The organism is Photobacterium sp. MCCC 1A19761 (assembly GCF_037389125.1).
Taxonomy (GTDB): Bacteria; Pseudomonadota; Gammaproteobacteria; order Enterobacterales; family Vibrionaceae; genus Photobacterium.
Genome location: NZ_JAZGTF010000017.1, coordinates 107,330 through 122,294, shown reverse-complemented (window position 1 = coordinate 122,294; position 14,965 = coordinate 107,330). Strand labels below are relative to the sequence as shown.

The 14,965-nt window shown below is 53.6% G+C and carries 11 protein-coding genes and 2 tRNA genes; 3 read left to right on the top strand and 10 right to left on the bottom strand.

Translation table 11 applies throughout. The features are described 5' to 3' along the window. Nucleotides 1-111 precede the first annotated feature (111 nt). The 7 genes from VV869_RS16200 to rlmE form a co-directional block, all read right to left on the bottom strand. Nucleotides 112-188 (bottom strand) — tRNA-Met (locus tag VV869_RS16200). A 56-nt stretch (nucleotides 189-244) separates the two neighbouring features. Further along, a tRNA-Leu gene (locus VV869_RS16195) sits at nucleotides 245-329 on the bottom strand. Nucleotides 330-341: 12 nt separating this feature from the next. Then, nucleotides 342-674 carry a preprotein translocase subunit SecG gene (gene secG, locus VV869_RS16190; protein ID WP_337735959.1) on the bottom strand — a complete coding sequence of 111 codons (333 nt, stop codon included), beginning with the start codon at nucleotides 672-674 and terminating at the stop codon, nucleotides 342-344. Between the two features lie 203 nt (nucleotides 675-877). Next, entirely contained in the window at nucleotides 878-2,215 is a 1,338-nt protein-coding gene (glmM, locus tag VV869_RS16185) for a phosphoglucosamine mutase (RefSeq protein ID WP_337735958.1), read from the bottom strand. 24 nt (nucleotides 2,216-2,239) lie between these two features. Next, the gene (folP, locus tag VV869_RS16180) at nucleotides 2,240-3,070 is read right to left on the bottom strand and encodes a dihydropteroate synthase (RefSeq protein WP_337735957.1); all 831 of its coding nucleotides are present in this window, start codon (nucleotides 3,068-3,070) and stop codon (nucleotides 2,240-2,242) included. Nucleotides 3,071-3,146: 76 nt separating this feature from the next. After that, complete coding sequence (gene ftsH, locus VV869_RS16175; protein WP_337735956.1) at nucleotides 3,147-5,105, bottom strand: ATP-dependent zinc metalloprotease FtsH; 1,959 nt, start codon at nucleotides 5,103-5,105, stop codon at nucleotides 3,147-3,149. Between the two features lie 50 nt (nucleotides 5,106-5,155). Beyond that, nucleotides 5,156-5,785 carry a 23S rRNA (uridine(2552)-2'-O)-methyltransferase RlmE gene (gene rlmE / locus VV869_RS16170; RefSeq protein WP_337735955.1) on the bottom strand — a complete coding sequence of 210 codons (630 nt, stop codon included), beginning with the start codon at nucleotides 5,783-5,785 and terminating at the stop codon, nucleotides 5,156-5,158. 138 nt (nucleotides 5,786-5,923) lie between these two features. Between rlmE and yhbY the strand changes: the two genes are divergently transcribed. Further along, on the top strand, nucleotides 5,924-6,220 hold the full coding sequence (yhbY, locus tag VV869_RS16165) for a ribosome assembly RNA-binding protein YhbY (RefSeq protein WP_261600869.1): 297 nt from the start codon (nucleotides 5,924-5,926) through the stop codon (nucleotides 6,218-6,220). Between the two features lie 103 nt (nucleotides 6,221-6,323). On the opposite strand, the gene greA is transcribed toward yhbY, so the two are convergent. Beyond that, entirely contained in the window at nucleotides 6,324-6,797 is a 474-nt protein-coding gene (gene greA / locus VV869_RS16160) for a transcription elongation factor GreA (RefSeq protein ID WP_337735953.1), read from the bottom strand. Nucleotides 6,798-7,293: 496 nt separating this feature from the next. Between greA and VV869_RS16155 the strand changes: the two genes are divergently transcribed. Both VV869_RS16155 and dacB read left to right on the top strand, forming a co-directional pair. Beyond that, a complete protein-coding gene (locus VV869_RS16155; protein WP_337735952.1) occupies nucleotides 7,294-8,292 on the top strand; it encodes a porin in 999 nt (332 codons plus the stop codon). Nucleotides 8,293-8,389: 97 nt separating this feature from the next. Then, nucleotides 8,390-9,799 carry a serine-type D-Ala-D-Ala carboxypeptidase gene (gene dacB / locus VV869_RS16150; protein WP_337735951.1) on the top strand — a complete coding sequence of 470 codons (1,410 nt, stop codon included), beginning with the start codon at nucleotides 8,390-8,392 and terminating at the stop codon, nucleotides 9,797-9,799. A gap of 192 nt (nucleotides 9,800-9,991) precedes the next feature. Here the strand turns inward: dacB and carB are convergent, their stop codons facing one another. Together carB and carA are read right to left on the bottom strand one after the other, a co-directional pair. Next, a complete protein-coding gene (carB, locus tag VV869_RS16145; RefSeq protein ID WP_337735950.1) occupies nucleotides 9,992-13,216 on the bottom strand; it encodes a carbamoyl-phosphate synthase large subunit in 3,225 nt (1,074 codons plus the stop codon). Between the two features lie 16 nt (nucleotides 13,217-13,232). Then, on the bottom strand, nucleotides 13,233-14,372 hold the full coding sequence (gene carA / locus VV869_RS16140) for a glutamine-hydrolyzing carbamoyl-phosphate synthase small subunit (protein ID WP_337735949.1): 1,140 nt from the start codon (nucleotides 14,370-14,372) through the stop codon (nucleotides 13,233-13,235). Between the last annotated feature and the right edge of the window lie 593 nt (nucleotides 14,373-14,965).

Here is a 14,965-nt window from a genome sequence, read left to right as displayed (position 1 = left end):
ATAAAAAACCCCGAATTACGGGGTTTATTATCACTGGACCCTGATTGCCACAGCACTGGGCCATGACAGAAAAAACGACGCTATTGATAGCATAGTCGCTTTTTCGGAAAGTGGTTGCGGGGGCCGGATTTGAACCAACGACCTTCGGGTTATGAGCCCGACGAGCTACCAAGCTGCTCCACCCCGCGTCCGTAATCGCTGACGATTATATCGTCCAGGTGTTGCTGTTTCAAGCAACGAATCATGGTGCCGAGAAGGGGACTTGAACCCCTACACCTTACGGCACTAGCACCTCATGCTAGCGTGTCTACCAATTTCACCATCTCGGCTAAATTCTTTATTTACTGAGGAATGTCGCTATGAGCCGGAGCATTCTCAGTTGGTTTTGCAACCTGTTCAGTGGCTGGAGCGCTTAAGTCTTCCCAGCTGCTGGTTTCTTTTGCTTGCTTGGCACTCATGTTTCCCAGAACCAAGCTGATGGCAAAAAACACCGTCGCACAAATTGCAGTCATTCGGGTCAAAAAGTTTCCAGAGCCGCTCGCGCCGAACAGTGTCCCTGAAGCGCCAGCCCCAAATGAAGCTCCCATATCTGCGCCTTTACCTTGTTGAACCAAAACCAGGCCAATAACACCAAGCGCAGCCAACAGATAAATCACAAGTAGAATTTCGTACATGGGTTCCACCTATGGTTAAATTGTTGTGCCGGCCTTGCTGCAGCAGCGCCAGCGCACCCCCTCACTGAAGGAGCGGGATGAATACTAGCGAAAGCCTCATCCGATGACAAGCAAAATTTAACGAAAAAGTCATAAGCGTGAATCACTTGAACAAGAATTAGGCAAGACCATAAAAAATGGGCAACTCTTGGCCGCCCTTTGTCTTAGCAGTTCTCTTTCACGGCCTGGGCAATAGCCAGTGCAGATTCTTTCACTAAATCAGCATCTTTGCCTTCAACCATCACTCGGATCAACGGTTCAGTACCCGACTTGCGCAGCAGCACGCGACCATTGTCGCCCAGTTGTGCTTCAACTTCGGCCTGGGCAGCCAGCACGGCTTCCGACTCCAGCGGATTGGCATCCCCGGCAAAACGGACATTTTCCAGTACCTGTGGATACATGGTCATGCCGTCACAAAGATCCTTCAGCGACATCTTGCTGCCAACAATTGAAGCCATGACCTGCAGACCCGCGACAATACCGTCACCGGTCGTGACTTTATCGAGCAGGATCACGTGGCCAGAGTTTTCAGCGCCAATCAGCCAGTTGTGGTTTTTCAGCTCTTCCAGTACATAGCGATCACCCACTTTCGCCCGCACAAACGGGATCCCCAGGTTTTTCAGGGCGACTTCCATCCCCAGGTTCGTCATCAGGGTGCCGACCACACCGCCTTTGAGTTCACCACGACGCAGCGCATCCCGGGCAATGATATAAGCAATCTGATCGCCATCGACCTTATTGCCGTCTTCATCCACCATGATGACCCGGTCGCCGTCACCGTCCAGCGCAATCCCGAAGTGGGCCTGCTCAGCCAGAACTTTAGCCTGCAGCGCCGCCACATCCGTCGCCCCGACTTTGTCGTTGATATTGGTACCGTTCGGTTCGCAACCGAGGGTGATGACTTCAGCACCCAGCTCTTTGAACACGTTCGGCGCAATATGGTAGGTCGCACCGTGGGCACAGTCCACCACAATTTTATAGCCTGACAGGCTCAGCTCAGACGGGAAGGTTCCCTTACAGAATTCGATGTAGCGACCCGCAGCATCGTTAATACGGCTGGCTTTGCCCAGCATCGCTGACTCAACACAGGTCAGCGGTTTGTCCATTTCTTCTTCAATTGCCAACTCAATCTCATCCGGCAACTTTGTGCCTTCCGAGGAGAAGAATTTAATTCCGTTATCGTAGTACGGATTGTGGGAGGCTGAAATCACAATCCCCGCTTCTGCGCGGAACGTCCGCGTCAGGTAAGCCACAGCTGGTGTGGGCATCGGACCGGTAAAAGCAGCCTGTAACCCCGCAGCCGCCAGGCCGGCTTCCAACGCCGATTCCAGCATATAGCCGGAAATCCGGGTGTCTTTTCCGATCAGGACTTTTTTGGTGCCCTGCTTCGACAGGACACGACCTGCCGCCCAACCAAGTTTCAGTACAAAGTCCGGGGTGATTGGTGACTGCCCCACCAAACCACGAATTCCGTCCGTACCAAAATACTTACGTTCAGCCATTCTCAGCTCCTAGCTATTGATTCTTTATTCCTGCGCCAGCGTCATCTGACACACTTTCAGCACATCAACGGTTTCCTGTGCGTCGTGGACACGAATGATTTGCGCCCCTTTCATCGCAGCTATGGCCGCACAGGCCAGGCTGCCGGCCAAACATTCGGCAGGTTTTTTATTAAGTAGATTAAAAATCATTGATTTACGCGACATGCCAACCAGCAGTGGTAAACCAAACTGATGAAACTTATCCAGGTGCGCCAACAATTGGTAGTTGTGCTCCAGGGTTTTGCCAAATCCGTATCCCGGATCCAGCAACAGCCGCTCACGCGGGATGCCGGCTTGCTCACAAGAGGCAATCCGCCCGGCCAGAAAACCACCCACATCGCGCAGCAGATCTTCATAATGAGGCTGATGCTGCATTGTACGCGGTTGCCCTTGCATATGCATCAAACAAATCGGTACGCCCGCTTTGGCTGCGGCTTTCAAGGCCCCCGGCTCTTGCAAGGCGCGGATGTCATTGATCAAATCCGCTCCGGCCTGGACTGATTCCGTCATGACCTGCGCTTTGCTGGTATCAACCGAGATCCAACAGTCAAAGCGCTGCCGGATGGCTTCAATGACCGGCACCACCCGGGCCAATTCTTCATCGGTCGACACCTCAGCCGCCCCCGGGCGCGTCGATTCGCCGCCGATATCGATAAACGTCGTGCCTGCCGCCAGCATCTCCTCAACCCGAAACAGGGCGTTGTCGAGCTGGTTAAACTGACCGCCGTCTGAGAACGAATCCGGCGTTACATTGAGGATCCCCATGACATGAGGTGTACTTAAGTCGAGGGTTTTATCTTTACTGGTCAGGATCATCTTTCGTTACCTCCCATCTCAAACAACCATAAAAAAACCCCGAGGCAGCTCGGGGTTTTTGGAGTCACGGTGACGACTAAGCTTGTGGCTTGTCGTCTTCCTTGTTTTCAGCAGCAGGTGCCTGAGCGCCTTCAGCCGCCGGATTTTGCTCTGCAGGGGCTTCAGCGTCTTTCGCCTCATCCGCCTTCTCGGCATTCAGCGTATCGCTTTCATCGCTCCAGCCTTTCGGCGCGCGGATCACCGCTTTACGCTCCATCAGATCATCAATCTGACCGGCATCAATGGTTTCGTACTTCATCAGCGCATCTTTCATCGCATGCATGATATCCATGTTTTGCTCCAGGATTTCACGCGCACGCTCATAGTTGCGATCAACGATTGCACGAACTTCGGTATCAATCGCACGCGCCGTTTCATCAGACATGTGCTTGGTCTGGGTCACAGAGCGGCCCAGGAACACCTCGCCTTCATCTTCGGCGTACAGCAATGGACCCAGCTTCTCAGAGAAGCCCCACTGCGTCACCATTTTACGGGCGATGTCGGTCGCACGCTCAATATCGTTTGACGCACCGGTCGAGACCTTATTCACCCCGTAAATCAGCTCTTCCGCCAGACGGCCGCCATACAGGCTGGAAATCATCGACTCGAGGAATTCACGAGAATGGCTCACGCGATCCTGCTCCGGCAAGTACATGGTGACGCCCAGCGCACGACCGCGCGGGATAATTGACACCTTGTACACCGGATCATGGTCTGGCACCAGACGGCCAATGATGGCATGGCCCGCTTCGTGGTAAGCCGTCGACTCTTTCTGCTCTTGCGTCATGACCATCGACTTACGCTCGGCGCCCATCATGATCTTGTCTTTGGCCAGCTCGAACTCAACCATTGAGACCGTACGCTTGTTACCACGCGCAGCAAACAGTGCCGCTTCGTTGACCAGGTTCGCCAGATCCGCACCTGAAAAGCCCGGGGTACCGCGTGCAATCAAAGCCGGTTTGACATCACCGTCCAGCGGGACCTTACGCATGTGGACTTTCAGGATTTGTTCACGACCGCGAACATCCGGCAGGCCAACCACCACCTGGCGGTCGAAACGACCAGGACGCAGCAACGCCGGATCCAGCACGTCAGGACGGTTGGTTGCCGCAATGACGATGATCCCTTCATTCCCTTCAAAACCATCCATCTCAACCAGCATCTGGTTCAGGGTTTGCTCACGTTCATCGTGACCACCACCGACACCCGCGCCACGCTGACGACCCACGGCATCAATCTCATCGATAAAGATGATACAAGGGGCAGCCTTCTTGGCTTGTTCGAACATGTCACGGACACGCGAAGCACCCACACCGACGAACATTTCGACGAAGTCAGAACCTGAAATAGTAAAGAACGGAACTTTGGCTTCACCGGCAATCGCTTTGGCCAGTAACGTTTTACCGGTACCCGGAGGACCAACCATCAGAATACCGGTCGGAATTTTACCGCCCAGTTTCTGGAAGCGGCTCGGATCACGCAGGTAGTCCACCAGCTCCTTGACGTCTTCTTTGGCTTCATCACAGCCGGCGACATCGCTGAAGGTGGTTTTGATCTGATCTTCACTCATCATGCGCGCTTTCGACTTACCAAACGACATGGCACCCTTGCCACCGCCGCCCTGCATCTGGCGCATAAAGAAAATCCACACACCAATGAGAAGCAACATCGGGAACCAGGAGATGAAGATCGATGCCAGCAGGCTCGGCTCTTCCGGTGGGGTTCCGACAACTTTCACATTCGCGTTAATTAGGTCGTCTAGTAGCTTTTGATCGTTTAGGACAGGCAGATAAGTAACGTATCGCGTGTTATCCCGCTTAAAGACGGTGATTTCACGATCACTGAATCGCGCTTCCCTAATCTGATCCTGACCGATTTCACGGACAAAGGTTGTATAGTCGACTTGACGGCCAGCCGCATCACCCGGACCGAAGCTCTGAAAGACAGACATCAGAACCACAGCGATGACTAACCACAAAATCAAGTTTTTTGCCATGTCACTCAAGGTGTTAACCTCGCGATAACTAAAAGATTAATTTTAGGGTACTACAGTTTGTAACCTGTAGCTACAATATAAACCTCACGAGAACGATCCCGCGAAGAATCCGGTTTCCGGATTTTGACCACTTTGAACATGCTCCGTACTTCAGCCAGATACTGGTCAAAGCCTTCCCCCTGGAATACTTTCACCGCAAAGCTGCCGTTTGGTGCAAGTACTTGTCTACACATATCTAATGCTAGTTCAACAAGATACATTGCTCTAGGTTGATCCGACGCTAAATTGCCGCTCATGTTCGGTGCCATATCAGAGAGCACCACATCGACCATATCCGGTTGAATACGCTCAAGCAACGCATCCAGCACCGCTTCCTCACGGAAATCCCCCTGCAGGAAGCTCACGCCAGGCAGTGAGTCCATCGGCAGAATGTCGCAGGCAATCACCTGCCCTTCATCACCGACGATCTCGGCGGCGTACTGCGACCAGCCCCCAGGCGCGGCCCCCAAGTCGACCACGGTCATCCCGGGTTTGAGCAGTTTGTCTTTATGCTGGATCTCTTCAATTTTAAAAATCGCCCGTGAGCGATACCCTTTTTTCTGAGCCTCCTGAACATACTTATCGTCGAAGTGTTCTTTCAGCCAACGACCAGAGCTGGCCGAATGCTTTTTTTTACTCATGATTTACCTAATGAGTTAGCGTACTTATAAAGTATAATGGCCCACGTTGCCGTGACACATACTAAACAAATTAGTCATCTAGACTAGATGGCGTTAGAATACCCTGTTTTCAACCCTGATTAGCAAAATAGAGCCATCATGAATCTAAGCACCAAACAGAAGCAATACCTGAAAGGCCTTGCTCACAACCTGAAACCTGTTGTCCTTATGGGTGCAAACGGTCTGACCGAAGCCGTCCTGGCTGAGATCGAACTCGCGCTGGATCACCATGAACTGATCAAAGTAAAAGTCGCGGCTGAAGAGCGCGAGACCAAAGACTTGATCGTTGATGCGATCGTGCGTGAGACCAAAGCGGAGAAAGTTCAGGTGATCGGTAAGACCCTGGTGCTATACCGCCAGAGCGAAGAACGTAAAATCGAGCTTCCTCGCAAATAAAAAAGGCCGCCGATGCGGCCTTTTTTATACCGCTATCATGGCAAAATTGCCATGAATTGCCAGCAACCTTAACATTCCTTAACAATATCGCGGCCGAGCGCTATCAGAGATAGGCCACTTCAGCGATTTCAAACTCGCGCTGGCCACCCGGCGTGGTAATGGTGACTTCATCGTCCTGCATCTTACCAATCAGACCCCGGGCAATCGGCGAGTTCACTGAAATCCGACCCGCCTTGATATCCGCCTCATCGTCACCCACGATTTGATAGCGGATTTCTTCGTCGGTATTGACATCAATCAGAGTCACTGTGGTTCCGAAAATCACTTTGCCGGTGTTGGCCATTTTCGAGACATCAATCACCTGCGCAACAGAGAGTTTGTATTCAATGTCACGGATCTGAGCTTCACAGATCCCCTGCTCTTCGCGGGCAGCATGGTATTCAGCGTTCTCTTTCAAGTCTCCCAGCTCACGCGCTTCGCCAATGGCCTGAGAGATAATAGGACGACGCTTCATTAGTGCTTCCAGCTCTTCACGCAGCATTTTTTCGCCGCGTACTGTCATTGGAACCTTTTCCATAGCTTTACTCACCTCAATACCTGTTTCAGTGCTCAGCACTTTTTTAGGCAAAAAAAAGTTAGCCCAGCAGGGTTGCTGAACCAACGTCGTTAATCGGGATCAGTGTTCATTTTAAACAAAGATACGCCAGAGATCACCCCGGATCAGAGATCGGCGGCATAAAAGCATCTCTGTACAAGAACATGCTAAAAATTGATGCGTATCGAGTCACAAATCCATTCAATGTTACAAATTAATCGCGCTCTAAAAACTTCAAAACCATCTAAAGACAACTAAAACCCAGCTGGCAGCCAGAACTTTCCATCGATTCCCTAACCACCTGAAAGTAAGTGATATTCACCTTAAGAGCAGCACAAAACCGCCATTAAAAGAGTATTTTTCAGTTTTTTTTACTACCTCTGGCCAAAGCAGAACCAGTAAAAAGAACACCATGCATTTAGCATTCTCATGCATACAACTGATTCATTCCAAAAAGGATTTCTAAAAGGATTCGACAATGAATAAAAAAATGATTGCTCTGGCAGTAGCAGCGGCATCTCTTTCTACCGTCACCAACGCTGCCGAAGTTTACTCGGATGAAACTTCGAGCCTGGCTGTGGGCGGTCGCTTTGAAGCCCGTGCGCTGATGAAAGACACGGATACCAGCAGCAACAAAGTGACAGACCAAACCCGTGTGCGTGTCAACATCTCAGGTAAAACCGACATCACAGAGAGCATCTACGGTCTCGGCTTCTGGGAAGGCGAGTACAAAGACGGTGAAGACATCAACAACCGTCACCTGAACGCCGGGATCGGCGGCGACTTCGGGAAAGTCGTTTACGGTAAAACCAACGGCTCCCTGGGCGTGATCACTGACTTCACGGATATCATGGCCTACCACGGTAACGAAGCTGGGAATAAAATTGACGCGGGCGACCGTACCGGTAACAACCTGGCCTATGTCGGCTCATTTGACCTGGGCGGCAACAACCTGGTGCTGGGTGCCAACTACGTGTTTGACGGCGACAATGAAAACACAGCCGGTGAGTACGATGTCAACGGTTACTCTGCAAGTGCCATCTATGCGATGGAAATGGGTCTGGCCTTCGGTGCCGGTTACGGTGAGCAGGACGGCTACGGCGCGCTGAACACAGAAAAAGCCAAACAGGCTTTCGGGGCGATCTCTTACACCCTGGGCGATTTCTACGTTGCAGCTCTGTACCAGGATGCTGAAGATACCGTCGTAGACGATGTGCTGATCAAAGATTCGCAAGGCTACGAGTTCGCAGCTTCTTATACCCTGGGTAAAACCGTGTTTATCGCGACCTACAACTACCTGGAAGATAAAGACAACAACATCGACCTGCGTGACTCAATTGCCGTCGACGCGACGCACTACTTCAACAAGAACTTCCGCACCTACGCATCTTACAAGTTCAATAACCTGGACGAGAAAGATGTCGGCAAATCCGCGGCCTCTGACGAGTTCGTTCTGGGTGCCCGCTACGACTTCTAATCCTCCGGCAATTGCCTGAGACAAAGGCGTCCCTCTTTCAGGGGGACGCCTTTTTTCGATAAGATACCCCCCACATTTCCCCAACCAGATGCTGATCATGCTCCGTGCTTTGACGTTTTTTCTCAGCTTCCTGCTTTGTGCCGAGGCCTTAGCAACCCCCGTTTTCTCCCCCCGACAGGCGCTGAGCCTGCTCCCGGCCGGTCACGATGCCGCGCTGATCGTGGCCGATCCGGCCACGGGCGAGATCCTGTACTCCCAACGAGAACATCAGCTTCAGGCACCGGCCAGCACCCAAAAGCTGCTCACTGCCCTGGCGGCCAGGCTCTACCTGCCGGATAACTTTTATTTTACGACCGACCTGGAGCGCCGGGGAGACGACATCATTCTCCGTTTTAGCGGCGATCCCCTGCTCTCGCGCACCCAACTGGCCGACCTGCTCCGGCAGCTGAAACAGCACCAGCTCACCCGGATTGAAGGAGATATTTTGCTCAACGGCGCCGTGTTCGACGGCTATGAACAAGCGCCGGGCTGGCCCTGGGACATTCTGGGGGTCTGCTATAGCGCACCATCGAGCAGTATCTCGCTGGAGCACAACTGCGTGCAGGGCGCGCTCTACAGTAACCAGACACCGGGCGAGCTGACCCGAGTCAATGTGCCGCGCCATCAGCCGATCACCGTCAGCAGTGATGCCCGGGTCGTCACCCAGGCCGAGCAAGAAGCCAGCTATTGCGAGTTAAGCCTGATGACCGCCCCGGGTAACCGCTATCAGCTCAGCGGCTGCTTGCCGGAGCGCAAAAAACCGCTGCCGCTGAATTTTGCCGTTCAGGATACCGTTGACTACACGGCAGCAGTGATCCGGGATGAGCTCAAACGCGCCGGGATCCGCTTTCAGGGCCAAATCCGCCGGGACGATCAGGCCCGGGGAGAACGCCTCGCCAGCCATAGTTCAGAATCCCTTTCAACCTTACTTGAGGTCATGGTCAAGGACTCGGATAACCTCATTGCTGATAACCTGCTGAAAACGCTGGGCCGGATGTACTTCACCCAACCGGGCACCTTCGCCAACGGGGTCGCCGCCATGAAAGCGATCCTGACCGAGAAAGCCGGTCTCGACCTGAGCCAGGCTGTCTTGGTCGATGGCTCCGGCCTGTCGCGCAACAACCGCCTGACTGCGAGCCTGATAATGGAAGTGATCACTTACCTTTATCAGCATGACGAACAGTTAAACTTGCTCCGCACCCTGCCGGTCAGCGGCCAAAGCGGGACGTTGAAATATCGCCAGAGCATCCGCCACCAGCCGCTGGAAGGGCATATCCTCGCCAAAAGCGGCACATTGTTCGGCACCCATAACCTGACCGGGATCGTCACGACCCAATCCGGAAAGCATCTGCTGTTTGTCCAGCTGATCACCAATTATCACCCGCCTGAGCAGGACACCCCGGGCGTTGCGCCACCGATTGAGCAATTTGAGCGCCAGTTCTACCAGAGCCTCTACCGCAGCTATTAATAGCTCCCCTTGCCGCCCCGGGCTTCCCGGGCTTCCCGGGGCAAAGACATCACGCCTTCCCACCGGCATGGCACACTGACTTTCCTTCTGCCGGCAGCCCGGAAACACCAGACAAAAAAAGCCCGCACGAAGCGGGCTCTTTGTTTTTAGCATAATGCAGCCTTTCAGGGCACAGCCTTTCAAGACATGGCGTTAAGCCTGCTTGATCCGGGCATGCAGCTCCTGCACTGAAGTCACCTTGTTGCGGTCATCCGCAGACCAGGCCATGCAGGTTGCGAACGCTGCGTTCAGCGTCGTGGTGTAGTTCACCTTCTCTGCCAGCGCACCGCGACGCAGGACCTTCGAGTCCTCAATCGCCTGGCGGCCTTCTGCCGTGTTCACGATGTAGGTGTACTCGTTGTTCTTGATCCGATCCAGGATATGCGGACGGCCCTCGTGAACCTTGTTCACCAGACGCGGGTTGATCCCGGCTTCACCCAGAACCACCGCCGTGCCGTGAGTCGCATCCAGTTCGTAGCCTTGCTTCACCAGCTTCGACGCCAGGTCAACGACCCGTTGCTTGTCATTGCCGCGAACCGACAGCAGCGCACGGCCCTTGGCCTGCTTCTCTTTACCACAACCCAATTCCGCTTTGGCGAAGGCTTCGGCAAAGGTATCGCCCACACCCATCACCTCGCCAGTCGAGCGCATTTCAGGGCCCAACAGCGGGTCAACACCCGGGAATTTATTGAACGGCAGCACCACTTCCTTCACAGAGTAGTACGGTGGAATAATTTCCTTGGTAAAGCCCTGAGATTCCAGAGTCTGACCCGCCATCACGCGCGCAGCAATCTTAGCCAGCGGGGCGCCGGTTGCCTTGGAGACAAACGGGACGGTCCGCGCCGCACGTGGGTTGACTTCAATCAGGTACACTTCGTTGTCTTTCACCGCAAACTGGGTGTTCATCAGGCCGCGAACGCCCAGCTCAAACGCCAGTTTCTCAACCTGACGGCGCATTTCGTCCTGGATTTCCTGGCTCAGGGTGTAAGCCGGCAGCGAACATGCCGAGTCGCCGGAGTGAACGCCCGCCTGCTCGATGTGCTCCATGATCCCGCCAATCACCACACGCTCACCGTCGCAAATCGCGTCGACGTCAACTTCAGTGGCGTCATCGAGGAAGCGATCCAGCAGCACCGGCGATTCGTTCGACACGCTGACCGCTTCATTGAAGTAACGGCGCAGGTCGGCTTCGTCATACACGATTTCCATCGCCCGGCCACCCAAGACGTAAGATGGACGAACCACCAGCGGGAAGCCGATTTCTTTCGACTTCTCAACCGCTTGCTCCAGCGCCGTCACAGTCGCATTCTGCGGCTGTTTCAGGCCCAGACGCTCAACGGCAGCCTGGAAACGCTCACGGTCTTCCGCACGGTCAATCGCATCCGGGCTAGTCCCGATAATCGGCACACCCGCCGCTTCCAGGGCACGGGCCAGTTTCAGTGGCGTCTGACCACCGTACTGCACAATCACCCCTTTCGGCTGCTCAACACGAACAATTGACAGCACATCTTCCAGCGTCACCGGCTCGAAGTACAGGCGGTCTGACGTGTCGTAGTCAGTTGAAACCGTTTCCGGGTTACAGTTCACCATAATGGTCTCGTAACCGTCTTCACGCAGTGCCAGGGAGGCATGCACACAGCAGTAGTCAAACTCGATGCCCTGGCCAATACGGTTCGGACCGCCGCCCAAAACCATGATTTTGTCTTTGTCGGTTGGCTGTGCTTCACACTCGTCATCGTAGGATGAGTACATGTACGCGGTGTCTGAAGAGAACTCGGCGGCACAGGTATCCACACGCTTGTAGACCGGGTGAATATTGAACTGGTCACGCAGCTTGCGGATTTCAGTCTCAGCCACACCCAGAAGCTTCGCCAGACGCGCATCGGCAAAACCTTTACGCTTCAGCTTACGCAGCACGCTTTCATTCAGGCCGGCAAAGCCGCCTTCTTTCACGTCGTTCTCCAGCTTCACCAGCTCTTCGATTTGAACCAGGAACCAGCGGTCGATGTTGGTCAGGTTAAACACGCCATCCACAGACATGCCGGCACGGAAAGCATCGGCGATGTACCAAATCCGCTCTGCACCTGCATCTTTCAGCTCATGGCGGATTTTGGTCAGCGCATCCGGCGCATCCAGGTCGACCATTTCATCGAAACCGGTCGCACCCACTTCCAGGCCGCGCAGGGCTTTATGCAAGGATTCCTGCTGGTTACGGCCAATCGCCATCACCTCACCGACAGACTTCATCTGCGTGGTCAGACGGTCATTGGCGCCGGCAAATTTCTCGAAGTTGAAGCGCGGGATCTTGGTAACCACGTAGTCAATGGTCGGTTCGAACGAAGCCGGTGTTGCGCCACCGGTGATGTCGTTCATCAGCTCATCAAGGGTAAAGCCAATCGCCAGTTTCGCGGCAACTTTGGCAATCGGGAAACCAGTCGCTTTCGAGGCCAGCGCAGAAGAGCGCGAAACACGCGGGTTCATCTCGATGATCACCATGCGGCCATCTTTCGGGTTGATCCCGAATTGAACGTTTGAACCGCCGGTTTCCACGCCGATTTCGCGCAGAACCGCCAGCGAAGCATTACGCATCAGCTGGTATTCTTTATCCGTCAGGGTTTGCGCCGGAGCAACGGTGATAGAGTCGCCGGTGTGGATCCCCATGGCATCGAAGTTTTCGATTGAGCAGACGATGATGCAGTTGTCGTTTTTATCACGAACCACTTCCATCTCGTACTCTTTCCAGCCAATCAGCGACTCGTCAATCAGCAGCTCATTGGTTGGCGACAGGTCCAGACCACGGCGGCAGATTTCTTCGAATTCTTCTTTGTTATACGCAATACCGCCCCCGGTCCCCCCCATGGTAAACGACGGGCGGATAATGCATGGGAAGCCCACCATATCGAGCACTTTATAGGCATCTTCCATGGTTTTCGCGGTATCCGCGCGCGGACATTCCAGACCGATGGATTTCATCGCCGCATCGAAGCGCGAGCGGTCTTCTGCTTTATCAATCGCATCCGCTGTCGCACCAATCATCTCAACGCCGAACTCAGCCAGTACGCCGTGACGTTCCAGATCCAGCGCACAGTTCAGCGCAGTCTGGCCACCCATGGTCGGCAGCACGGCATCCGGACGCTCTTTCTCAATGATCTTGCGCACGACTTCCCAGTGAATCGGCTCAATGTAGGTTGCATCCGCCATTTCCGGGTCGGTCATGATGGTCGCCGGATTCGAGTTCACCAGAATGACGCGATAGCCTTCTTCACGAAGCGCTTTACACGCCTGAGCACCTGAGTAGTCGAACTCACATGCCTGGCCGATCACGATTGGGCCGGCACCCAGGATAAGAACACTTTTAATGTCAGTACGTTTTGGCATTGTTTACTACTCCGGCTTAGGCGCTGTGCTGTTTAATCAATTCGATAAAGTGGTCAAAAAGTGGTGCCGCGTCGTGCGGGCCAGGGCTGGCTTCCGGGTGGCCCTGGAAGCTGAACGCCGGCTTGTCGGTGCGGTGGATCCCCTGCAGCGAGCCGTCAAACAGCGATTTGTGCGTGGCACGCAGGTTTTCAGGCAGCGTCGCCTCGTCCGCCGCAAAGCCGTGGTTCTGGCTGGTGATCATCACCACATTGCGGTCCAGATCTTTCACCGGGTGGTTGGCGCCATGGTGGCCGAATTTCATTTTCACGGTTTGCGCACCACTGGCCAGAGCCAGAATTTGGTGCCCCAGACAGATACCGAAAATCGGCAAGCCCTTGTCCAGGAAAACTTTGGTCGCTTCAATCGCGTAGGTACACGGCGCCGGGTCACCCGGTCCGTTAGACAGGAATACGCCGTCCGGATTCATCGCCAGGACCTCTTCCGCCGGAGTTTGCGCCGGTACCACCGTCAGGCGACAGCCACGGTCAACCAGCATACGCAGGATATTGCGCTTGGCACCGAAGTCATAGGCGACAACATGATACGGCAGCTCGCTGTCGTCTTTTGCTTCCGGCAGGCCGCCGGTCAGGGTCCAGGAGCCCTGCTTCCACGGATAAACTTCAGCCGTCGTCACGACTTTCGCCAGATCCATGCCTTTCAGACCCGGGAAATCTTTCGCCTTCGCCAGCGCCAGGGCCTCATCCAGGTGATTGCCCGCCATGATGCAGCCATTTTGCGCCCCTTTCTCACGCAGCAGGCGCGTCAGTTTACGGGTATCAATGTCCGCGATGCCGACGATGTTTTGGGATTTGAGGTAATCAGAAAGGGATTGCTGACTACGGAAGTTGGAAGCGATGAGCGGGAGATCGCGAATGACCAGGCCTTGCGCGTGGATGGAGGAGGATTCTTCGTCTTCGGAAGTGGTTCCGGTATTGCCAATATGGGGGTAAGTGAGAGTCACAATCTGTTGAGAATAAGAGGGGTCGGTGAGGATTTCCTGATACCCCGTCATCGAGGTGTTAAAAACGACTTCACCAACAGCCGAACCATCTGCCCCGATGGACACGCCGTGGAACACTGTCCCATCTTCCAGGACTAACAGCGCTGATTTGCTCAAGACAACCTCCAGATACTTAGAATAATAAAAATGCAGCTAAAACAGATAAACTTGCAACTACCCATTCCATACAAAGTCAAAAAGCGAGTCAAGCTGATTTTTGACAAATTGCGCGCATTCTAGAGATCGCTATTGGATGTGTCAACAATACGGTAAAAATAAATGAATTTTTTAGCCATACCAGTGAAAACCTGACCCCTAACCCTGATAAATCACACTAAAGTCGTTTATCCGCAGCTCCAAATGGAAACGCAATTTCAGTTTAACGTTTGCCTAAAACACGCCCACAACAAACCCAATAAAGTCCATTTAAAATGGCAAAATCAACCCAGTTTAACCTACTTTTTACGACCAAAAACACGAAACACAACCCAGACAGACAAAAGCAATAGAAAACCAAAGTGTTCAACCCCAGATAAAACGCAACTTGATGCACGAGCATGTCCAGACGATAAAATTCACTATTTATGCAATTTAAGCCCGGAGGTGCATAATATTTATGAACTCGAAAAAAAAAACAGGGTGATGCGGCCATCGTCGATGGTCGCATCACCCTGTTGAAGAAAGAAGCAGAGCCGGAAGCAGGAGACGTG